The following is a 23,709-nucleotide window of genomic DNA, read 5'->3' on the forward strand; positions in this document are numbered from 1 at the left end:
GTAGGTGGAAATGGTATAATAAAGTGCTAAGATATATGATAGAAACGGAATTTTGGAGTTGGAGATGGCAGAGGAAAAGAAAGGTAAGTCCTCACGAGGAGGGCAAAAAGTACAATCGAAACGAACTACTCCCTTAAAGGAAAGTAAAATAGGTACCTCGAAACAGGCCAAGACACAGACGAAAGGCGTTCGGAGCGAGATTAAAGGGTTGGTTCTCATGGGCTTTGCCGTACTAGCTCTTATAGGCATGGCTGGAGTAGACACTGGTATATGGGGCAGTATTATTAGTGGCGTTTTCTCTTACGGTTTTGGTCTAGGTGGCTGGGTGGTTGCTATCTGGGTTTTGTATAATGGTTGGTGCTGGCTATATAAAGGCTCTTTAGCAGCGATTACGAGAAAAGGGTTGCTATATACAGGAGTATTATTTGTTGTATTAGTACAACTGGTACTGTGGAAAGTAAATAGTGGTGAGGAACTCAGTACGACTACACTAACAGAGAATGGTGGTGTAGTTGGTGGTTTACTAGGATCTCTATTTAGAAATTTAGTAGGAGATGTAGGCGGTATTTTATTATCCGCTATTATAGGCATTGCCTGTGTACTAGGAATTACTAAATTGTCACTACGTGAAGGATTGCATAAAGCGAAAGACAAGGCTAGTGTAGGACTTGAAATAGCACAAGAAAAAGCTACAGAAACAGCTAGTGCTATTCGTGAGCAAGTGCATGAATGGCAAGAGGAGTGGCGAGAAGAACGCCGTAAGGCCTATGATCGTGAAAAAGATACAAGGTACCCTAAAACAGAATCCCCATTTGATGAAATAGAAGAGAAACCAAATGCGGTGGCAGAAACTCAGGGCACAATGGACTATGAAGCGACGGTAGAAGCATCGGAACCTAGTGTAGTTACTGCAGATCCTAAGGCATCATCAGAAACAATAATGGAAGTAGCAGAACAAGAAGGAATGGGTCCTAGTAGTGATGTAATAATAACACCAGCGATGGTTGACAGCTATGAGGATGAAGAGGCATATATTCCGGAACCTCAACTTCGTGAAGATGAAGTGGTGACTAGTACTTCTGAAGTAAAACCAGTAGCGGTTCCTCCGATGGTAGATCGTGAAGAAGAACCTATAGAGGATACGTCATTGCAGGATGCATCAGGAGATATATATTCTACAGATGCAGATGAAGAGTTTTATGACAAAGGGGCATCTACCAAACTAGACCCTATAACTCCACCATCATTTTTACAAACTACTAACTATGTAGGGTCCTTGGTAGAAGTGCCTACTATTGAAACTACGAAAGAAGATACAGCAGCAGTAGCTGTCAATACAGATGGTGTGGCTCGTCCGAGAACGATAGAAAAACCTTACCAATATCCCCCGTTGACAATGCTTTCACAAGGGAAATCCAATCCTGTGACCAGTGAAGAAGTGGCGCATAATGCAGTCTTATTAGAAGAAACATTAGATAATTTTGGTATTACAGCAAAAGTGGTGAATGCCACACAAGGTCCAACGGTAACACGGTATGAATTAGAACCTGCAAAAGGGACAAAAGTAAGCCGAATTATGGGCTTACAAGATGATTTGAAAATGAGTTTAGCAGCCGTTGATATTCGTATGGAAGCCCCTATACCAGGGAAGTCTGCTGTAGGTATTGAAATCCCTAATAAGAATGTATCCGCTGTTCATCTACGAGATGTGTTAGATTGTGAAGAGTTTCAGCAAGCTAGTGGAGGTATTCCGGTAGGCCTAGGTAAAGATATTGCGGATATGCCAGTCATAACGGACTTGGCTAAAATGCCTCACTTATTGGTGGCAGGTTCTACGGGTTCTGGTAAATCAGTCTGCGTTAATACGTTGATCTCTAGTATCTTGTTTAGCCGTAAGCCAGATGAAGTGAAGTTGATTTTAGTAGACCCTAAAATGGTAGAGTTATCCGTATATAACGGTATTCCTCATTTGATGTTGCCAGTAGTAACGGATATGAATAAGGCTGCAGCTGTATTACGCTGGGCAGTTCGTGAAATGGATGCTCGCTATATGACATTAGCCACAGCGGGTGTGCGTAATGTGGCGAGCTATAATAAGCAAAATCCGACTAAATCTATGCCGCTCATTTTGATTATTATCGATGAGTTAGCTGATTTGATGATGACCAATCCAGATGTGGAAGAATCTATCGACCGATTAGCAGCAAAAGCACGTGCCGCAGGAATTCACATGGTATTGGCAACGCAACGTCCATCAGTGGATGTCATCACAGGCAAAATTAAAGCAAATGTGCCTAGTCGTATTGCTTTCACAGTGGCTACCCAAATTGATTCTCGCACGATTCTGGATCAAGCAGGAGCAGAACGCCTCTTAGGTCGTGGTGATATGTTATTCAATCCAATTGGAGCGAATAAACCAATTCGTATTCAAGGGGCCTTTATTTCTGATGAAGAAGTAGAAGAATTGATTGCTTTTGTAAAAGGACAAGGTCAGCCAGAATACGATGAAGTGATGATGGCAGAAACAGATAAAGGTGCGGAAAGTTCAGATACGATGAGCAGTGATGAGGAACAAGATGAACTGTTGGAACGAGCAGTACAAATTGTGCTAGAACAACGCAGTGCATCAGCCTCTATTTTGCAGCGTAGATTGCGAGTGGGATTTTCTAGAGCTGGTCGTTTAATCGATACGATGCAAGATATGAAAATTATTGGACCTCCTACGAATAGTAGTAAAGGTCGCGATATTTTAATGGGAGAAGATCAAATTCGAGAATTATATTTCCCAAATTTTACAGTAGATTAGAGTAGTGTGCCATTTGCGTTATGTAGATGGCACCTATATGTATAGGAGGTTCTATGGCATCGATTGGCGAAGAACTTAGACGTGAGCGTCAACGACGCGGCTTAACATTAGAACAAATTGAAGATGTATTACATATAAAAGTAGCTTACCTACATGCCTTAGAGCATGATGAGTTTAGACGTATACCGGGAAGTGTGTACACGAAAGGGTTTATCAAAAATTATAGTGAACTACTGGGCTTAGATAGTCGTCGATTGGTGGATACTTTCAAAAATAGAATGGGCGAATCCTTGACGATTCCCAAACGCAGAATGGTGTCAAAAGAACAAGAGAAGGCTGATGCTTTTCGAGAACAGGAATTGATTGAGGCGCCGAAACAACGGTTAACCTATGAAAGTCGCAAGGCAAAACGACAAAAAACGATGATGATAGAACGATTTGTAGTAGGTGGTATTTTGCTACTCATCATTCTGTTTTTAGGTTGGCTATTTTTCGTGTAATACAGTATAAGGAATACTATGAAAGAACAATATTTAATTACTACAAAAGCAGAAATGGACGAACGAGGGTGGGCTGAACTGGACTTTGTCATTATCAGCGGAGATGCCTATGTGGACCATCCTTCTTTTGCACCTACTGTGATTGGTAGATTATTAGAGTCCTATGGATATCGAGTAGGTATCATAGCTCAACCAGATTGGAATGATGTAAACGCCTTTAAGGTGTTAGGAAAACCTAGATTGGCGTCCTTGGTGACAGCAGGCAATTTAGATAGTATGCTCAATAAATTTACAGCAGCCAAGAAACATCGTCGTGATGATGGGTATTCTCCAGGAGGCGAATCTGGACGTCGCCCAGACCGAGCTACAGTAGTGTATGCCAATCGTATGCGAGAGGCTTTCAAAGGGGTGCCTGTTGTCATTGGTGGTATTGAAGCTAGTTTGCGACGGTTTGCCCATTATGACTATTGGTCAGATACAGTACGTCGTTCTATATTGATGGATAGTAAGGCAGACGTTCTTATCTATGGTATGGGAGAAAAACAAATTCGTGAAATTGCCGAAGCCTTGGATAAAGACCAATTAGAAAAACGGTTACCAATGATTAAAGGGATTTGTTATATTGCCAACACAGTGCCAGAGAATGCCATTGAATGTCCATCTTACGAAGCGATAGCAGCAGATAAAGAAGTCTTTGCCAAAGCTTTTAAGATGCAATTTGATGAACAAGATCCATACTATGGAAAAACAGTGGTGCAAGGGCATGGTAATCGCTATATTGTGCAGAATAGTCCAGCCTTACCATTAACACAGGAAGAAATGGACCATGTTTATAGTTTACCTTATACGAGAAAATGGCATCCTATGTATGATGCGGCCGGCGGAGTACCTGCTTTAGCAGAAGTGCAATTTAGTATTACTAGCCATCGTGGCTGTTTTGGTAGTTGTTCTTTCTGTGCTATTACAAGTCATCAAGGGCGAATTATTCAAAATCGGAGTCATCAGTCCATCTTAGATGAGGCTCACCGTATGACGTCTATGGATGGATTTAAAGGCTATATTCATGATGTAGGGGGACCTACGGCAAACTTTCGTCATGTTGCTTGTGATAAACAGTTGAAAGTAGGTGCTTGTAAGGGGAAAACATGTGCTGCGCCCAAAGCATGTCCTCAATTAAACACAAATCATGATGACTATGTGAGCATTTTGCGAAAAGTACGTAATGTAAAAGGTGTAAAAAAAGTATTTGTTCGCTCTGGCTTACGGTATGACTATGTTTTGGATGATAATAACAAAGACTTCGTTCGAGAATTGTGTGAACATCACGTGAGTGGTCAATTAAAAGTAGCTCCTGAACATGTGTCGGAGCATGTAACGACCATTATGGGAAAAGCCAATAAAAGTTACTTCTTAAAATTCAAATCTTGGTTTGATGAGGCGAACCGCAAATTAGGTAAACAACAATTTTTGGTGCCTTATTTTATGAGCTCTCATCCAGGTTGCACCCTAGAAGATGCTATTGAATTGGCAGAGTTTTTGCGAGATCAAAATATGACTCCAGAACAGGTACAAGATTTTATTCCTACCCCAGGTAGCTTATCGACTGCCATGTATTATACAGGCATCAATCCCCTTACAGGGGAGTCTGTATATGTGGCTAAAAAAGGCAGAGATAAAGCTATGCAACGGGCTTTGATGCAATATAAACGAGAAGAAAATTACGACTTAGTAAAAGAAGCTTTAATCAAAGCGAATCGCAGAGATTTAATCGGATTTGGACCATTATGTTTGATTCCTCCGCGCAATATAAAACGAAATACTTCAAAACCTAATGGTGGTAAATCTTCAGTTAAAGGTGGAGTAAAACCAGCAGGTAGAAGACAAGGACCTATACAAGGGGGACAACGTGCAAATAGTGGTTCTAAAATTGGTATAGGAAATCAAAAAAATAAAGGGATGAAAAAAAGGAATTTTGGTTAGGTATCTCTAATAGGTAAAGGAGGTGAATCTATGAAAAGGTTACGATTGCTCATGGTGTACTTACTGGTAGTGGTAGGCATCTTCAGTGTAGGATTGTGGCTCAATGATATGAAGCAAGATCAAGTGGATCGACGTGTGATTTCTACAAGAGCAGAAATTACTATCTATACAGATGGAGATCCTGAAGTCATGACAGCGATAGGTCAGGCTTACGAAAGAGAGGCACAAGTAAGAGTGCATGTTATCCCTATACCGCCGAACCAAATGGGTACGCGTCTAGCATTGCCAGAGGCAGAGCAGCAAGGGGATCTTGTGATTTCTACAAAATCCAATCTCAGTGAAGGGGTTGAACATGGAGCCTTTCGTAGATTGCCGGTTACCTTAACCCATATGGTAGATACGGTATTTCATGGTCCAGATGAGCAGTGGGTAGGGATATGGTATGATCCTTATGTATTCGCCTTACATGATAGTTTCTATAGTGGTCAGGGGAAATATGTAAATACTTGGTTTTCCTTAGCTTATGCAGGTCCATGGCGTATAGCGGTCACTGATTTTGTAGCCGATGCAGCATCGATTACTTTATTGAATAGTTTTGGTGCTATCTATGGTTTGGATGGTGCAATCTCCTATTTTGATAGTTTGCGACCACGGATTGTGCAGTATGCAAAAGCTTTGCCATCTTCAGTGCGCATGGCGGCTATTGGAGATGTACAGATTAGTGTAGGACATTATTCAGATGCCAAATTGTATGAGGCTCATAAATATCCTTTGACCATCCTATATCCTAGGGAGGGCACTCCGTATGATATGATGGGCGTAGGGATTTTGAAAGGTTCCAGTAATGTTGGTGAAAGTGAAGCTTTTGTGAGCTGGCTACTTTCAGAACGGGTACAAGCCGTATTGAAAGAGGCAGATATGTATTATTTGCCGACCATAGAAACGGTGGAGTCTCAGAAGGACCGCCAAGGCAATCACCTTGTATTATGGAATGCAGGGATTGTAAAAGAAGAGGAAGATAAAATATTACAAGAATGGATACGACAAGTGCGTTTTAGAAAGGATACACCATGAGTAAGTTGTTAGGTTATATTAGTTTAGGTTGCGCCAAGAATTTGGTAGATACAGAGGTGATGCTAGGAGCTTTACAAGATAATGGCTATGAAATCACAGAGGAGCTGGAAAAGGCGGACATCATTATTATTAATACCTGCACATTTATCGAGAAAGCAAAAGAAGAATCGATTAATACCATATTAGAGGCTGGTCAATATAAGCAATATGGGGACTGTAAAGGTCTTATTGTAGCAGGCTGTTTGAGTCAGCAATATCAAGAAGAATTGTTTACAGAAATCCCAGAAATTGATGCACTTATTGGTACGGGATCTTGGAATCGTATTATGGAAGCCGTGGAGGCGATTCAAAATGGTCAACGTATTTGTATCATGGATAGTATGACAAATATGTATGATGAAGGCATGCCACGGATGATGACCACACCGGACTACAGTGCATATGTAAAAATCTCTGAAGGATGCAATAATGGTTGTACTTTCTGTATCATTCCTAAGGTACGTGGGGCCTATCGCAGTCGCTCTATGGAGTCCATTGAACGAGAAGTGCAACAGCTAGCAGAAGCAGGCGTGAAAGAAGTGGTGTTGATTGCACAAGATACTACCTACTATGGGGCTGATTTGAACAATGGTACGCCGCTACTTTCAGAGTTGTTGGAACGATTGGCAAAAATTGAAGGCATCGAATGGATTCGTATGTTGTACTTATATCCAAAACACTTCTCTGATGAATTGTTAGAAACCATCATGACAGAACCGAAGGTGTGTAAGTATATCGATATGCCACTGCAGCATATTAACAATACTGTGTTACAACACATGAACCGTAAAGATACACGGGAAAACATTGTAGCCTTGTTACATAAAATCCGCAATCGCAGTGAGCATATTACACTGCGCACATCCCTTATCGTAGGGTTCCCCGGAGAGACAGAAGAACAATTCCAAGAATTGGCAGATTTTGTAAAAGACATTCGATTTGATCACATGGGGGTATTTACGTATTCCCAAGAGGATGGTACACCAGCAGGAATGATGGATGAGCAAATCCCAGAGGAAGTGAAAGAAGAACGATACCATACATTGATGGCCATTCAAGCACAAGTTTCAGAGGAGCATAATCGCGACTTGGAGGGAACGATTCATCAAGGTATGATAGAATCTATCGATGAAGTGGAACCGGGAAAATTCCTAGCCCGTGGTCGTCTACAAATGCAGGCTCCCGATGTGGATGGTAACATGTATGTAGAAGATGTAACAGGACTGTCTGAAGGCGATATTGTGACGGTAAAAGTATCACAAGGTTTTGCCTATGACGTGGTAGTAGAAACTGTATAGGATGGTGATAGCATGATCGTAGAATTAATCTCTACAGGATCGGAATTATTACTAGGACATATTGTCAATACAAATGTAAAATGGCTTAGCGAAGAATTGAACAATCGGGGATACTCTGTATCATACCAAACGACGGTAGGTGACAATCCTGATCGGATGAAAGAAGTATTTCAACGAGCAGGGGAACGAGCCGATATTGTGATCAGTTCTGGAGGCTTAGGAGCTACTCAAGGAGATATTACTCGTAAAGCCTTGGCAGATGCCTTGGGATTGCCTTTGGTATTTCACGAAGAAGCAGGTCGTGAGGTAGATTCCTTTTATGAGAACCAAGGTCGGGTAAAACCTTACGAATCTGATCGAGATCGGTATTTACCAGAAGGGGCACAGGTACTACATAATCCAGTAGGGGTAGCACCAGCAGTAGTAGTGGAACAGGATAAGACGATATATATCTTATTACCAGGGCCTCCATCAGAATTACAAGGAACATTTCAAGAAAGCGTCAGCCCCTTTTTAGAACAACGTTTTGGACAGCAAGGGGTGATTTATTCTGAACGGTATGCTGTGTATGGATATCGTGAAATGCAATTAGAGAGTTTATTACAAGACTTGATTCAAAACCAGCAGAACCCAACCATAGCACTACTGATTAAATCAGGATACATTGAAATTCGTTTAACTGCAAAAGGAGAGTCAAAAGCAGACTGTCAGGAAAAACTAGGCCCATGGAGGTCTATCCTCTTAGAACGCTTGGAAAATATCCGTAGTTTAGATACATCGGTGTTGGAAAACTTTCACAAGGTGGCGCTAGAAGCAGGTATTACTATAGGAACTGCTGAATCCTGTACAGGAGGCTTAGTAGGAAAAATATTGACTGATTTAGGCGGTAGCAGTGGCTATTATCAAGGCGGTATTATTTCCTATGCGAATTCGGTGAAAGAACAAGTATTAGGCGTATCATCAGATACATTGGCAACACATGGTGCGGTCAGTGAAGAAACGGCTACAGAAATGGTAGAAGGTGTGTTTCGTGTATTGCGTACAGACTATGCCATTGCGACCACAGGGATAGCCGGTCCAGGCGGTGGTAGTCAGGAAAAACCAGTGGGTCTTGTGTATATTGGTATTGGCACGCCGAAAGGTATTACTGTACATAAAGAGATATTTATAGGGGATCGTACTAGTATCCGTAACAGTGTAGCGGAACGAGCGATTCAATATGTATATAAAGAATTAATAGAAAGGTAGAACAATGGCAAAGGATAAAGCAAAAGAAGCAGCAATTGATATGAAAAGCGGATCTCAAGAAGACCGTATGAGGGCCTTAGAAGGGGCTTTAAAACAAATTGAAAAAGATTTTGGTCAAGGTGCGATCATGCGCATGGGTGAAGCGGCTGATAAAATGAATATTGAAGTCATTTCTACAGGTGTGTTGGCCCTAGACTTGGCGGTCGGTGTAGGTGGATTCCCACGGGGCCGTATTATTGAAATCTATGGTCCAGAGTCTTCTGGTAAAACTACAGTAGCACTGCATGCTGCAGCAGAAGCACAACGCAATGGTGGCGTTGTTGCCTTCATCGATGCGGAACATGCGTTGGATCCAGTGTATGCGAAAAAATTAGGGGTAGATATCAATAGCTTGTTGATTTCTCAGCCAGATAATGGTGAACAAGGTTTAGAGATTACAGAGGCTTTGGTTCGCTCCGGTGCGGTAGATTTAATTGTGGTGGACTCCGTAGCGGCCTTAACACCTAAAGTAGAGATTGATGGTGAAATGACTGATGCTCACGTAGGTGTACATGCACGTTTGATGAGTAAAGCGTTACGTAAATTAACAAGCTCCATCAGTAAAACTAGAACGGTTATTATCTTTATCAACCAATTGCGTGAAAAAGTGGGCGTTATGTTTGGCAATCCAGAAACAACGACAGGTGGCCGTGCCTTAAAGTTCTACTCCACTATTCGTTTAGATGTGCGCAAAGGGGAAGCCTTAACATCTGCCAAAGAACATGTTGGTAACCGTACAAAAGTAAAAGTTGTAAAAAATAAAGTAGCCCCTCCATTCAAAGTGGCAGAATTTGATTTAATGTTCGGGGAAGGCATTTCCTATGAAGGTACATTGATTGACATTGGTGCGAATATTGAAGTCATCAAAAAATCTGGTGCTTGGTATTCCTATAATGGAGAACGTATGGGTCAAGGTAAAGAAGCAGCTAAAGTATTCTTGAAAGAAAATCCTCAAATTGCTCAAGAAATTGATTCTATCATTCGTGATACATTAGCAGCAGAACCATTGAATGTGCTGGGTCATGATGAAGAAGTAGATGATGTAGCAACGACAGAAGCAGCGGATATGGAATAATGGCATTTCGTACATCGAAAGAGCAGGAGTGGACCTTTACATCAGCTATGGAACAAGCTTTGAGGCTATTAGGACCACGCTCCTTAAGTACATTGGAGCTGAGACGAAAACTGTCTCAACGTTCTGTGCCTAGTGAACTAATTCATGATGTAGAAGAAAAACTGTTGGAGCTCTCTTATTTAGATGATGAAGATTTGTCGGAAGAAGTATTACGTGCCTATATGGAAACAGAAAAGTATAGCACCTATTACATTCGTGAAAAAATGCGTGAACGAGGTCTTGCTGTATCTTATGTATTAGATGACTATGATGAATGGTCGGTAGCGGTAAAGCTATTAGAGCAACGATTTCACATATCTGATGAGGAGCGGTTAAGCGCCATCGAAGAGGGTGAAGAAGATAAGTTTAGCAAGAAAAAAATAATTTATTTTCTAAAGAATCGTGGATTCGCTGTGAGTACAATTCAATCTATTTGTTATGAATGGGGCCCCTACTTAGAGTAGGGGCTTTGTCTTGACATTCCACGGTGTATGAACTAAAATTAAAATAGCCTTAATAATAAGCAAAATAAAATTTGAAAACAAAATGGGCGAGAAACCGGGGAAGCGGATGTATCGACTTCTCCTTTTTTTATGCAAGTGGGAGGTGAACACGATTTTAGAATACAGCATTATTGCCGTAGTCATGGTATTAATTGGTCTTGGAGTAGGCTATTTATTGCGTCGCAATATTGCAGAAGGTAAGCTAAATAAAGCGGAAACAGAAGCTGCACGTATTGTTGCTGATGGCGAGCGCTTAGCGGAGTCTAAGAAAAAAGAAGCGTTACTGGAAGCAAAAGAAGAAATTCATAAATTGCGTGCTGATGTGGATAAAGAAAATCGTGACAGACGTAATGAATTACAACGTCTTGAACGACGGATTTTACAAAAAGAAGAGCAATTAGACAAAAAACTAGACAGTATTGAACGCAAAGAAGAGTCCTTGCATCACAAGGAACGCAATCTAGAAAAAGCGGAAGAAAAAATCGAAGTATTGCATCAACAACAAATGGAAGAGTTAGAACGCATTTCTAGCTTAACCTTTGATGAAGCAAAACAAATTTTACTGACAAAAGTAGAACAAGAAATTCGTCACGATACTGCTGTGATGCTTAAAGAACTTGAGCAACAAGCCAAAGAAGAGGCGGAAAAGAATGCCAGAGAAATTATCTCTATGGCCATTCAACGATGTGCGGCTGACCATGTAGCAGAATCTACAGTGTCTGTTGTGACATTACCAAATGATGAGATGAAAGGCCGTATTATCGGTCGTGAAGGCCGTAATATTCGTGCGTTAGAAACGTTGACGGGTATCGACTTAATTATTGATGATACACCAGAAGCAGTTATTTTATCCGGATTTGATCCTATTCGTCGTGAAGTAGCACGAATTGCCTTGGAAAAACTCATTGTTGATGGACGTATCCATCCAGCTCGTATCGAAGAAATGGTTGAAAAAGCACGCCGTGAGGTGGAAACAACTATAAAAGAAGCGGGCGAGCAAGCTACTTTTGAAGCAGATGTACATGGCTTACATCCAGAAGTGGTTCGTATTTTAGGTAGACTAAAATATCGTACTAGTTATGGACAGAATGTATTAAAACACTCTGTTGAAGTATCTCACTTGGCAGGTATGATGGCAGCGGAATTAGGCTGCGATGTAGTACTGGCTAAACGAGGCGGTTTATTACATGATTTGGGCAAAGCCTTAACCCATGAAATTGAAGGATCTCACGTGGAAATTGGCGTAGATCTTGCTAAAAAATATCATGAAAGCGCTTTAGTACAAAACTGTATTGGTGCGCATCATGGTGATGAAGAGTTTAAATCTGTAGAAGCTGTGTTGGTAGCGGCAGCAGATGCTATTTCTGCAGCACGACCAGGAGCTAGACGCGAAACATTAGAAAATTATTTAAAACGATTATCTAAGTTGGAAGAAATCGCTGAATCTTTTGAAGGTGTTGAAAAATGCTTTGCTATCCAAGCAGGTCGAGAGATTCGCGTTATGGTAAAACCAGATAAAGTGGATGATGTGGAAGCGAACTTATTAGTACGTGACATCATTAAACGAATCGAAAATGAATTAGAATATCCAGGACAAATTAAAGTTGTGGTTATTCGCGAAACACGAGTCGTAGATTACGCGAAAAAATAGTCTACATAAGTGGTTGGAGCGGCCTTTGGCTGCTCTAACTTCTTTTTTTTCACACTATATATGAATTGCATATATAGTGTGAAGAAAAAGAAATCATCCGTAAGTAGGAGTTTTTTTATTTGTGTAGAATAGTATAGATAGAGAACGTATACATAAACGTTATATTTTGGTGCATACACGGTAGTACATAGCTTAGGAGAGTGACATGAGCAAGTTTTTCAATGATGACATAATTGAACAAGTCAAAAATGCCAATGACATTGTGTCTGTCATTTCTGAGCATATTCCATTGAAGAAGAAGGGGAAAAACTATTGGGGGTGTTGTCCATTTCATAACGAAAAGACACCTTCCTTTAGTGTGACCCCTGACAAGGGCTTTTTTTATTGCTTTGGTTGTCGAGAATCGGGAAATGTTATTAGTTTCTTGATGAAGTATGATAACTTAACTTTTCCTGAGGCCATTGAGCGGTTGGCGAATCGTGCCAACATTGCTTTGCCAGAACGAACCGTATCGTCAGCTGAGCGGAAACGTATGGCACGTTTGGAATCTATGTATGAGGTGAATGAACTAGCTACAAATTTCTTTCATAATTGTCTAGTAAAAACAGAATTGGGGAAAGAGGGACTAGATTACTTGCTAAAACGTGGGCTAACTATGGAGACCATTACAAAGTTTCGTCTCGGGTTTGCCCCAAATGGATGGGATAAGCTATATAGTGCTTTTATCGGTCGAGGCGTGGACCCTAATGTATTGCTAGAATTAGGGTTGTGCCGTAAAAATGAGCAAGGCAAGCTATATGATTATTTTAGAAAACGTGTGATGTTTCCCATCATGGATGGAAAGGGGCGTGTATTAGGTTTCGGCGGACGTGTCCTTGACGACAGTAATCCGAAATATTTGAACTCCCCAGAAACGGAAATATTTAATAAGGGGCATCTATTATTTGCTTTTTATCAATCCTATCGGAGCATTCGCGAAAAAAAACAAGCTGTCCTTGTTGAAGGTTATATGGATGTACTGAGTTGTCATAATGCAGGCATTACGAATGTAGTGGCATCCTTGGGCACAGCCTATACGAAAGACCATGGTCGGCTATTGATGCGTCAGGCAGAGGAAGTTGTTCTTGCCTATGATATGGATGGTGCTGGTCGTACGGCAGCTAAGCGGGCTATTGAGTTATTGCAAAATACGGAATTTTCTGTTAAGGTAGTATCTATGCCTGATGGAAAAGATCCAGATGACTTTATTAAAAATCACGGACCTCAAGCGTGGCAAGAATTGGTGGATACATCGCCAAGAGATTTTGAGTTCTTATTGAATGAAAGTTTGAGCCATCACGATACGAATTCAGTGGAAGGGAAACGGGCTGTCTTGGCAGATATATTTCCTTTCATTGCAGGTCATGAAAGCCAAGTGCGACGTGATGAATATTTAAAAGCCTTGGCATTACCTTTATGGTTAGATGTGAGCACTATTATTACTTACTTTAGACAGTTTCTTCGACAAGGAAACATAGAATTAAAACAGCAGGCTATGAACGTGCCTAAGGAGACTTTCACAGATGAAGAAGAATTGCTGTACTGGATAGGTAAGGATACGGATATATATACCTTGGTGAGCCAGTATATAGGGGTGGAAGATTTTACGCATCCTATGTACGGTGCTTATTATGAAAAGATAGGCGACCTGGTAGCCCAAGGTGAAAGTTTGTCAGAGGTCCTCTTAGAGGAATCCTTAGATGCGGAATCTTGGCATATGTTTGGCAAATGGTCGGTCTTGATTGATCGAGAAATGAATGAGGAATTGTTGCACAGTTTAATTCGAAGTGTGCGATTAAAATCCCTTCGCAATCAATATAAGGAGCATAGTCGCTTAGCGGATCAATTGAGTCGAGCTAATGATCCTAGGTTTATAGAAGAGTTACGAATGTGTCAGGATTTACAGGAATTGATTAAACAGTGGTCTTGATGTAGTGAAAGGAAGAGCACAGTGGCAAAGAAGAAAAAACAATCGCAAGTGCAAGAGATTATAGCGGTTTTATTGGAAGAGGCAAAACGAGACGGGGTCATTACGTCAAAACAAATTTCTGATGCACTTTCAGAGCAAGTAGAAGTAACAGCAGAACAATTAGATAGTATGTATGCAGTGTTTAATAATTTAAATATTGAAGTCCTTCAAGATGATGAACATGGTTCGGATAGCGAATTATCGATTCATGATGATGAATTGTTGGATAAAGATCTTGAAGTGGAAGTTGATGTAGATGTGGAACATTTAAGCAGTGACATCGATATCACTGAGGAAGATGATGAGGAGGAAAAAGAGATTAATCTTGACTTATCTATTCCTGAAGGGATGAACATCGATGATCCAGTGCGCATGTACTTAAAAGAAATTGGTCGCGTTCCATTGTTATCTGGTGATGAAGAAATCATTTTAGCCCAACAAATTGAGGCGGGCAATGCAGAAGGTGCTAGCTATAAAGAAGTGCGCTTAGGAAATAGTGCGAAACAAAAATTGATTGATGCCAACTTGCGTCTTGTAGTTAGTATTGCGAAACGCTATGTAGGTCGTGGCATGTTGTTCTTAGATTTGATTCAAGAAGGTAACTTAGGTCTTATAAAAGCGGTTGATAAATTCGACTATACAAAAGGATATAAATTCTCTACCTATGCTACATGGTGGATCCGTCAAGCTATTACGAGAGCGATTGCTGACCAAGCTAGAACGATTCGTATTCCTGTACATATGGTGGAAACGATTAATAAATTGGTGCGTATTCAACGTCAATTATTACAAGATTTAGGTCGTGAACCAAGTCCAGAGGAAATTGCAGCTGGTATGGGTATTACTGTAGAACGGGTGCGTGAGATTCAAAAGATTTCTCAAGAGCCAGTTTCCTTGGAAACGCCAATTGGGGAAGAAGAAGATTCCCATTTAGGCGACTTCTTAGAAGATAAAGATGCAGTAGCTCCAGATGATGCGGCTAGCTTTATTTTATTACGAGAACAAATTGTTGAAGTATTCAGTTGCTTAACAGATCGTGAGCAACAAGTGCTAGAATTGCGCTTTGGTTTGAAAGATGGCAAACCACGTACATTGGAAGAAGTAGGTCAATTCTTTAATGTAACACGAGAACGGATTCGTCAAATTGAAGGGAAAGCCTTAACGAAATTGCGTAATCGTGGCAAACGAGATAAAATTAAAGACTTTTTATAATACTTGCTATTTCATAATTGTATGGTATAATTTATGTATAAATAATCATAAGTAGTGAATATATTGTGGGAGGTAATTATGATTAGCATGAAAAAACTAGGACTTATCCTATGCACGGCTGTTCTTAGTGTGGGTTTACTAGCTGGTTGTGGTAGCGACAAAAAAGAAGCGCAATTAACACAAACAGCAGGGGTGTTGAAAGTTGGTTCTGAAACGACATTCCCTCCATTTGAATTTGCAGAAGAAAACACGAATAAATACATTGGTTTCGATGTAGATTTAAGTGAAGAAGTAGCAAAACGGTTAGGCTTAAAGTTAGAGTTTGTCAGCATGGGATTCGATGCGTTAATTCCAGCTACACAATCTGGTAATATCGACATGATCGCAGCAGGTATCAATGCTACACCAGAACGTGAAAAAGCATTGGCATTCTCTGAACCATACTTCAAAGAAGGCGGTTTCATCACTATCGTTCGTAAAGATAATACAGATATCAAAAAAATGGACGACCTTGCTAACAAACGTGTAGGTGTTCAAATTGGTACAGTGCCTGTAGAAATGGCAAAAGCGATTCCAGGTACAGATGTAAAAGAAATGGATTCTAATAGTAATATCTTTATGGCATTACAAGCCGGTACGATTGATGGTGCTATCATCGACCAAGCGGTGGCTATGTACTACTTGAAACAAGGTGCAGATAAAGATCTTAAATTGGTAGGAGAGGGCACAGATGCACCTCCATTCGTATTAGGATTCAATAAATCCAACACAGCATTACGTGATAAAGTTAATGAAGCTTTAAAAGCAATGCGAGAAGATGGAACGTATCAAAAAATTTACGATAAATGGTTCGCTAAGTAATTCCGCTATGTAGCCCGAGGTATTCCTAGACGGGTAGGCAAAGGGAAGAGCACGACATATTCCTCCGCAAACTGATACAGTGGTTAGGTTTGCTCCGGAATATGTCGTGCTCTTCTTGCATTTATCTAATTTTGGCATAAGGAATACCACAAGGCTACTACTCGTAATGGCGCCGCTCAGGGGAAGGGGAAACGAGCAACATATTCCTTCTCAAACTGATCCTACGGTAGGTTTGTTCAGGAACATGTTGCTCGTTTCTGCATTTCTATAATTTAGCTAGTAAAGTCACCACAGGGCTACTACACATAACTGCGTTCCTCAGAGAGTAGTTTGTGGTGTTTGTTCGGAGCACACCGTGCTCTTCTTATATTTGTGTAATTTAGCTAGTAAGGGTAGCCACAAGGCTACTACGCATGACTGCATTCCTCAGAGAGTAAAGGGTATAATTCTACATAGCATGTGCTAGTTTAATGTATTCCCGGATGCGTTCGCAGGAGTTGTGGAAGGCTTCTTGCTCGCTTGGGGTTAGGTGTAATGTTAGGATTTCTTCGATGCCGTTTTTGCCGATGATGGCAGGGACGGATGCAAAGACGTTGTGTTCGCCGTATTCGCCTTCTAGTTTGCAAGATAGAGGTAATACTTTTTGTTCATTGTGGAAGTAGGCACGGATGATTTCTGTAACGGATGCAGCGATGCCAAATTCTGTGGATCCTTTGCCAATGAGGACGAGGTAGCCACCGTATTTCATTTGTTCTACTACGGCATCTTCGTCAAAGGTTGGGAATCGATGAGGAAGTTCTTGCTGGAGTTCTTTCAAAGGTTTGCCAGATACTGTGACATGAGACCAAGGTACCATAGCGCTGCCACCATGTTCACCCATAGCGTAGCAAGATAAAGAGCGACGATGTACGTGGATTTGTTCAGCTACTAATCGTTGTAAACGAGCTGAGTCTAAGGATGTGCCGGAAGAGATGATTTTATGTTTCGGATAGTCTAAGTATTCCTGTACATAGGCTGCCACTACATCGGCAGGATTGGAAATGCTCACGATAAAACCGTTGAAGCCAGAGGCTTTTACACGCGGTAAAAATTCACGTAATACTTCTATGGTGGAGCCTAGTGTATCTAGTCGATCTTGTTCTGGGGATGGTAGTGGACCAGCAGAAATAACGAGGATATCGCAGTCTCCGATATCTTCAGGTTCGCAAGCGATAGCTTCTACACGATGTGGTAAGTAACTTACCGCATCATTAATATCGGTAGCTTGAGCGATGGCTTTATCTTTGTCGATGTCCACCATGTATAATTGGTCAACCTCACCTTGGGTAGCCAAAGAAAATGCCACGTGGGAACCCACATGACCAGTGCCGATAATGGCAACTTTACGTAGTTCTATAGACATAGTTTTCCTCCTATTTTGAAAATTAAAAATAAATTATTAAATAAGTAATATGTATTAGAATAAAACTTTTAAGGTCTTACGTCAACACGTCACTTGTTTTGCTATGCAACCTGTGGCGATGTGACTGTTTTTTACAAAAGGAAGAGCACGGCATACTCCTCGCAAACGGTATTTTATAATGTTTGTTCGGAGCACGCCGTGCTCTTCTTGTGTTTGTGTAATTTAGCTGGTAAGGAACGCCACGAAGTCTGCTACGCTTAACTGCGCTCCTTAGGGGATGTCGTGCTCTTCTGATATTTGTGTTATGTGTGCAGGCAATCTAGCCATAAGGTTGCTACGCTTAACTACGTTCCTCGGAGGATGGTTTGCGTTGTTTTTTCAGGAGTATACTGCTCGTTTCTGCATTTCTATAATTTAGCTAGTAAGGAACGCCACAAGGCTACTACGCTTAACTGCGCTCCTTAGGGGATGTCGTGCTCTTCTTGTGTTTGTGTAATTTGGTTAGTGAGATCCGCTACGAAGTCTGCTATGCTTAACTGTGTTCCTTAGGTGGATATGGTGGCTTAATTGATGCGTGCGATTATTTTCAGATGTTTTGTAATGTATTTAGTGAATATATTATTATCTCGCTCTATGGATAATAAAACTGACTGCTTTTAATGAGTTTCCTAATTGGCGTAGGTTCTGTTCTTAATTAGCATGATACATGAGTGAGTGTTTATGTATCATACCTTGTAATGTATAGTATAATAAAAACATGACATTATTAGAACTTGAAAAATTAGCAAATGAACTGAATATTCCGGTGATAGGCGTGGCGCCGTGGCCATTGCCGGTGGAGGCATCGTTGCATTTGGATACGCCCTATCCTTGTCCGTTTACGAATGGAAGTATTGAAGAACGATTACAGGGGTCCACGACTATTGATTCACCGAAGTCCGCTATAGTCTGTTTGTTTCCCTATTATGTACCTAGGGAAGGAGTGACAAATTTAGCTAGGTACTGTTGGGGCGATGATTACCATATTGTGGTACGTCAGTATTTGGAACGACTGGTGGATGTGTTGCGTGAACGGTATCCTGACGACATGTACGAGATTCACTGTGATACGTCACCTTTGGCGGACCGGTATATGGCGTACTTGGCGGGCCTGGGCTTTTATGGGTGGAACCAAACGTTTATCAACCCTACGTGGGGATCCTATACGGTGATTGGAACCATCATGACGACTTTAGCATTACCTCCTTCTTCGCCATTGAATCAGACCTGTTTACAATGTGGTGCTTGTTTGCGTGCTTGCCCTGGTAAAGCCTTACAAGGAGATCATTTAGATTATCGAACCTGTAAAAGTTATCTTACCCAATGTAAAGGGGAACTTTCAGAGGAAGAAAGACGAATTATCGAAAAGACGCCACTTATTTTTGGTTGTGATGTATGCCAAGATGTGTGCCCTCATAATAGAAATGTTCCTATGACACCTATTCCTGAGTTCCAACAGGCGACCTCATATATTGAGGTGGAGGAATTAAAGGGGATGACGAATAAAGAATTTAAAGCGAAGTACGGCCACAAAGCTTGGGCTTGGCGAGGAAAGAAAGTGTTGATTCGCAATGCAGAGATTGTTAGAAAGGAAAGATATGAGGGAAAGTAAGTCTGTTTCATTATTTTTAATTATATTCTTAGGATTGCTCACGGCAGTAACGCCATTAGCAACGGATATGTATTTGCCGTCACTGCCGATTATGCCTGGAGAACTACATACATCGGCATCGAATATTCAAATGACTATCGGCATTATGACTATCGGGATTGCGATAGGACAATTGTTTGCAGGCCCCATTAGTGATGTGCTAGGTCGTAAAAAACCACTCATTGTGGGGAACCTACTTTGTGTAGTAGCCACTATTATTTGTGCTTATGCACCGAACATTGAAGTACTTTTGTTAGGTCGTTTTTTACAAGGTGTGACAGGATCATTTGGGGTGGTTATTTCTAAGGCTATCGCTCGTGATTATGCATCGGGGCCGGCTCTGATTAAACTGTTGGCATCGTTGATGATGGTCAATGGGTTGGCACCTGTTATAGCTCCGTTACTGGGAGGACAGATTTTAATCTATGAAACATGGCGATTTATTTTCGTCGTGTTGGCAGGATTTGCTCTAATTTTGTTGGTAGGTTCTGTTTTATTCCGTGAAAGTTTACCAACTGAACAACGTGTAGCAGGAGGTATCCAAGTAGCACTTAAGAATTACAAGATTTTGTTAAAAGATAAAGCTTTCTTAGGTCAATGTGGGATTCAATGTTTTGCCTTTGGAGCGTTCTTTTGTTACATCAGTGGATCATCCTTTGTGTACCAAAATATATTTGGATTAGATGCGCAACAATTTAGTTACATATTTGGTATCAATAGCTGTGGCATTATTCTGTTCAGCATGATAAGCTCTCGCTTGAGTAATGTCATCAAAGATTACCAATTATTACAAGGTAGTTTAACAGTCCTATTCTTAGGTTCGTCCTTGTTCTTAGGTGCTATGGCTCTAAACATGCCATTTTTGGCGGTAACAACGATTTTATTCTTTACTGTGGGCACGGTGTCTTTATTTGGTGCTGCTAGCTTCTCGATGGCTATGGCACATTATGGTCACCTAGCAGGCAGTGCATCTGCCTTATTAGGTTTTTTCTCTATGGTATCGGCGGGCATTGTGTCACCTATCGTGGGGATTGCTGGATCACATACTGCTATTCCTATGGGAATCACTATGGTGGTATGTTCTTTCATAGCCCTCGTGTGTTACTATCGATTTGCGCGGCCTAGTATATAGGTATATCGCTACTATACTAGTATTTATGAATAGATAATTTTAGTGCTAGCATATATGGTAACATGCTCTATATCGGTATTGGCGGAAATAATAACACAATCGTATGCGTATATAGCGAAGCCGTTCTACAGTAGTATATGCTTAGTGGAAAAACAAGAATTTGTAAGGGGCAAACAGGAATGTCTTCTTTTAAAAATATAGATAGAAAAGGGCTTCCTTTTATTGACATGGACAGCTCTTGTCATGTATAATAATTGAGTCATAGTTTGGGTACGCCCAACTATTGCAAGCCGCATGAAGAGGTCAATAATATTTGGCTTCGGCTAGATAACCGCATTCAGCGAGTACGAATACAAGGAGGTGTCATAATGTACGCAATTATTAAAACTGGTGGTAAACAATATCGCGTTTCCGAAGGCGATGTAATCACTATTGAAAAATTGGATGTAGCAGCTGAAGGAACTGTTTCTTTTGACGAAGTTGTAACTGTAGTTAAAGACGGTGACGTTAAAGTTGGTACACCACTTGTGGACGGTGCAAAAGTTACTGGTACAGTACTTGAACATGGTAAAGCGAAAAAGATCTTGGTTTTCAAATACAAAGCGAAATCCAACTATCGTCGTCGTCAAGGCCATCGCCAACCATTCACTAAAGTTCGCATCGAAAAAATCGAGGCGTAAGTATCATGACTCACATTGATGTGAAACGCAATCGATTAGGGCAAATCATAGAATGTCATTTTCGAGGACATGCTGAAGCAGGTCCTTACGGAGAAGATATTGTATGTGCCGCTATATCTATGCTTTCACAGACATCGATCTTAGGTCTTCATGAGGTGGCTAAGCAATCCATGGAGTACGAAATAGAAGACGGTGAGTTACATATCCTACTTTCAGAACCTGTTACTGAAAGAGGACAAACTATATTAGAAACGATGCTTCTTGGTATCAAGAATGTGGCGGATCAATATAGTGATTTTGTTAGAGTGAGTGAACAATAGGAGGTGAACTACATGTTATTCAATATCCAATTACAACTATTCGCATCTAAAAAAGGTGCTTCCAGTACAAAAAATGGTCGTGATTCCGAGTCCAAACGTCTTGGAGTTAAATGCCATGACGGTTCTACTGTAAAAAGTGGTAACATTCTAGTTCGTCAACGTGGTACACATTTCCATCCAGGCGCTAACGTAGGTATCGGCAAAGATGATACTTTGTTTGCATTGGTTCCTGGCCGTGTAGCATTTGAACGTGCTGGTCGTTATAACCGTAAAGTTTCTGTATACCCTGTAGAAGCTTAATCATAACACATATAAGAGGTCACTAGATAGCAATATCTAGTGACCTTTTTGTTTTCTTAGTATGGGGGTGGTTATTGGAAATAGGGTAATAAGATTTTGTAAGAATGATGTTTATCAGATATTTGGGATAGGGTTATAGGTTGTAAAAGGATATGACAGTTTTATAGTGAACAAATGAATAGATGTATATTTCTGTTTATGCATACATAGTATTAATATTTGCTTTCATAATGTACACTAATTTTATATACATTGATTCCTAAGTGGAGTATAATAAAAAGTAGGCTATATCTAATAAAATCGGTATAGTCCATATGTTACGACAAAGCCTAAAAAGATATAGGCTATCATAGATCTACTAAGTCAGTAGAAAAGGAGTTTACTATGTATGATGTACACTCTTCCAAGGCGGAAGAATTTATTAATCATGAAGAGATTCTAGCCACTCTAAAATATGCAGAAGAAAACAAGGAAAATCGTCCTTTGTTGGATGCCATATTAGAAAAGGCAAAAACTCGAGTAGGATTGAACCACCGCGAGGCGATGGTGATGTTAGAATGTCCCTTGCCAGAATATAAGGAGAAATTATTTGCCTTAGCAAAAGAGATTAAACAGGCGATTTATGGAAATCGTATTGTATTATTTGCTCCTTTGTATTTATCAAACTATTGCATCAATGGTTGTGTCTATTGCCCATACCATGCAAAAAATAAGACCATTACTCGCAAAAAACTAAACCAAGACCAAGTGCGTGAAGAAGTGATGGCCCTAGAAGCAATGGGTCATAAACGGATTGTTATCGAATCTGGTGAACATCCATTGGAAAATCCATTGGAATATATTTTGGAATGTATTAATACGATTTACTCCATCAAAAAAGATAATGGTGAAATTCGTCGTGTGAACGTCAATATTGCGGCTTGTGAAGTAGAAGATTATCGCAAATTACATGAGGCAGGCATTGGTACGTATACATTGTTCCAAGAAACATATAATAAAGAAAACTATGAAGCCCTTCACCCAACAGGACCTAAGAGCGATTATGCATACCATACAACGGCTATGGACCGTGCTATGGAGGCAGGCATCGATGACGTAGGCATTGGCGTTCTCTATGGATTGGAACATTACAAATATGACTTCGTAGGCTTGTTGATGCATGCAGAACATTTAGAAGCGAAGTTTGGCGTAGGGCCGCATACCATCAGTGTGCCTCGAATTTGTCCAGCCGATGATATCGATGTAGATGATTTTAGTAATGCTGTACCAGACGATATTTTTGAAAAAATCGTCGCATTGATTCGTGTATCTGCACCGTATGCAGGTATGATTATGTCTACCCGTGAAAGTCAATCTATGCGTGAGCGTGGGTTAGCCTTGGGTATCTCTCAAATTTCTGGGGGATCTCGTACATCCGTTGGTGGCTATGTAGAGGAAGAACCAGAAGAAGAAAACTCTGCTCAATTTGATACGAGTGACCGCCGTTCCTTGGATGAAATTGTAGAATGGTTATTACAATTAGGATATGTACCTAGTTTTTGTACAGCTTGCTACCGTGAGGGACGTACAGGAGACCGTTTCATGGCACTCGCTAAGAGCGGGCAAATTTCTAACTGTTGCCAACCGAATGCGTTAATGACATTGAAAGAATACTTACTAGATTATGCAGACGAGGACACAAAAGCTGTTGGTGCTGCTGTGATCGATGTGCAATTAGACTCTATTAAGAATGATCTGGTGAAAGAAAAATCCAAAGCCTATATTGCGCAAATGGAAGAGGGAGAACGTGACTTCCGATTCTAGTCAAAATTTGGTGCATAGGGTATAATATTTAATATATATTGTTTATATA

General features: G+C 40.7%; 19 protein-coding genes. 18 read left to right on the top strand and 1 reads right to left on the bottom strand.

Annotation, left to right across the window (positions count from 1 at the left end; all coding sequences use genetic code 11):
- The first annotated feature begins 64 nt into the window (after window positions 1–64).
- The 12 genes from EO118_RS00370 to EO118_RS00425 all read left to right on the top strand — a co-directional run bounded on the left by EO118_RS00370 (window position 65) and on the right by EO118_RS00425 (window position 16,333).
- Complete coding sequence (locus EO118_RS00370) at window positions 65–2,806, top strand: DNA translocase FtsK (RefSeq protein WP_127068007.1); 2,742 nt, start codon at window positions 65–67, stop codon at window positions 2,804–2,806.
- Between the two features lie 53 nt (window positions 2,807–2,859).
- Window positions 2,860–3,306, top strand: coding sequence for a helix-turn-helix transcriptional regulator (locus tag EO118_RS00375; RefSeq protein WP_127068009.1), 447 nt, complete (start codon window positions 2,860–2,862; stop codon window positions 3,304–3,306).
- A gap of 18 nt (window positions 3,307–3,324) precedes the next feature.
- Window positions 3,325–5,286 (top strand): YgiQ family radical SAM protein, encoded by a 1,962-nt coding sequence (locus EO118_RS00380; protein WP_127068011.1) that lies wholly within the window; start codon window positions 3,325–3,327, stop codon window positions 5,284–5,286.
- Between the two features lie 30 nt (window positions 5,287–5,316).
- Window positions 5,317–6,360 (top strand): ABC transporter substrate-binding protein, encoded by a 1,044-nt coding sequence (locus tag EO118_RS00385; protein ID WP_127068013.1) that lies wholly within the window; start codon window positions 5,317–5,319, stop codon window positions 6,358–6,360.
- On the top strand, window positions 6,357–7,697 hold the full coding sequence (gene rimO / locus EO118_RS00390) for a 30S ribosomal protein S12 methylthiotransferase RimO (protein ID WP_127068015.1): 1,341 nt from the start codon (window positions 6,357–6,359) through the stop codon (window positions 7,695–7,697). Before EO118_RS00385 ends, rimO begins: the two co-directional genes overlap by 4 nt.
- A gap of 12 nt (window positions 7,698–7,709) precedes the next feature.
- Entirely contained in the window at window positions 7,710–8,945 is a 1,236-nt protein-coding gene (locus EO118_RS00395; protein ID WP_127068017.1) for a competence/damage-inducible protein A, read from the top strand.
- A gap of 4 nt (window positions 8,946–8,949) precedes the next feature.
- Complete coding sequence (gene recA, locus EO118_RS00400; protein ID WP_370447239.1) at window positions 8,950–10,059, top strand: recombinase RecA; 1,110 nt, start codon at window positions 8,950–8,952, stop codon at window positions 10,057–10,059.
- Window positions 10,059–10,562, top strand: coding sequence for a regulatory protein RecX (locus EO118_RS00405; RefSeq protein WP_127068019.1), 504 nt, complete (start codon window positions 10,059–10,061; stop codon window positions 10,560–10,562). The genes recA and EO118_RS00405 overlap by 1 nt, the downstream gene beginning before the upstream one ends.
- 106 nt (window positions 10,563–10,668) lie before the next feature.
- A complete protein-coding gene (gene rny, locus EO118_RS00410) occupies window positions 10,669–12,252 on the top strand; it encodes a ribonuclease Y (protein WP_370447238.1) in 1,584 nt (527 codons plus the stop codon).
- Window positions 12,253–12,457: 205 nt separating this feature from the next.
- Window positions 12,458–14,221: a DNA primase gene (gene dnaG / locus EO118_RS00415; RefSeq protein WP_127068021.1), complete on the top strand. Its 1,764-nt coding sequence runs from the start codon at window positions 12,458–12,460 to the stop codon at window positions 14,219–14,221.
- Window positions 14,222–14,242: 21 nt separating this feature from the next.
- Window positions 14,243–15,472 carry an RNA polymerase sigma factor RpoD gene (gene rpoD, locus EO118_RS00420; protein ID WP_127068023.1) on the top strand — a complete coding sequence of 410 codons (1,230 nt, stop codon included), beginning with the start codon at window positions 14,243–14,245 and terminating at the stop codon, window positions 15,470–15,472.
- A 78-nt stretch (window positions 15,473–15,550) separates the two neighbouring features.
- Entirely contained in the window at window positions 15,551–16,333 is a 783-nt protein-coding gene (locus EO118_RS00425; RefSeq protein ID WP_127068025.1) for a basic amino acid ABC transporter substrate-binding protein, read from the top strand.
- A gap of 448 nt (window positions 16,334–16,781) precedes the next feature.
- Here the strand turns inward: EO118_RS00425 and EO118_RS00430 are convergent, their stop codons facing one another.
- A complete protein-coding gene (locus tag EO118_RS00430; RefSeq protein ID WP_240626912.1) occupies window positions 16,782–17,729 on the bottom strand; it encodes an L-lactate dehydrogenase in 948 nt (315 codons plus the stop codon).
- Window positions 17,730–18,492: 763 nt separating this feature from the next.
- Between EO118_RS00430 and EO118_RS00435 the strand changes: the two genes are divergently transcribed.
- From EO118_RS00435 to hydG, 6 genes are all read left to right on the top strand, one after another.
- Window positions 18,493–19,386, top strand: a complete 894-nt coding sequence (locus tag EO118_RS00435) for an epoxyqueuosine reductase (RefSeq protein ID WP_127068029.1) — start codon at window positions 18,493–18,495, stop codon at window positions 19,384–19,386.
- Complete coding sequence (locus EO118_RS00440) at window positions 19,373–20,557, top strand: multidrug effflux MFS transporter (RefSeq protein WP_127068031.1); 1,185 nt, start codon at window positions 19,373–19,375, stop codon at window positions 20,555–20,557. Before EO118_RS00435 ends, EO118_RS00440 begins: the two co-directional genes overlap by 14 nt.
- A gap of 368 nt (window positions 20,558–20,925) precedes the next feature.
- On the top strand, window positions 20,926–21,237 hold the full coding sequence (gene rplU, locus EO118_RS00445; RefSeq protein WP_009352881.1) for a 50S ribosomal protein L21: 312 nt from the start codon (window positions 20,926–20,928) through the stop codon (window positions 21,235–21,237).
- A gap of 5 nt (window positions 21,238–21,242) precedes the next feature.
- Window positions 21,243–21,557, top strand: coding sequence for a ribosomal-processing cysteine protease Prp (locus EO118_RS00450; RefSeq protein ID WP_127068033.1), 315 nt, complete (start codon window positions 21,243–21,245; stop codon window positions 21,555–21,557).
- Between the two features lie 12 nt (window positions 21,558–21,569).
- Entirely contained in the window at window positions 21,570–21,857 is a 288-nt protein-coding gene (rpmA, locus tag EO118_RS00455; protein ID WP_009353004.1) for a 50S ribosomal protein L27, read from the top strand.
- Window positions 21,858–22,241: 384 nt separating this feature from the next.
- A complete protein-coding gene (gene hydG, locus EO118_RS00460; RefSeq protein ID WP_127068035.1) occupies window positions 22,242–23,660 on the top strand; it encodes a [FeFe] hydrogenase H-cluster radical SAM maturase HydG in 1,419 nt (472 codons plus the stop codon).
- The last annotated feature ends 49 nt before the right edge of the window (window positions 23,661–23,709 follow it).

The sequence above is a fragment of the Veillonella sp. 3891 genome, assembly GCF_003992315.1.
Taxonomy (GTDB): Bacteria; Bacillota; Negativicutes; order Veillonellales; family Veillonellaceae; genus F0422.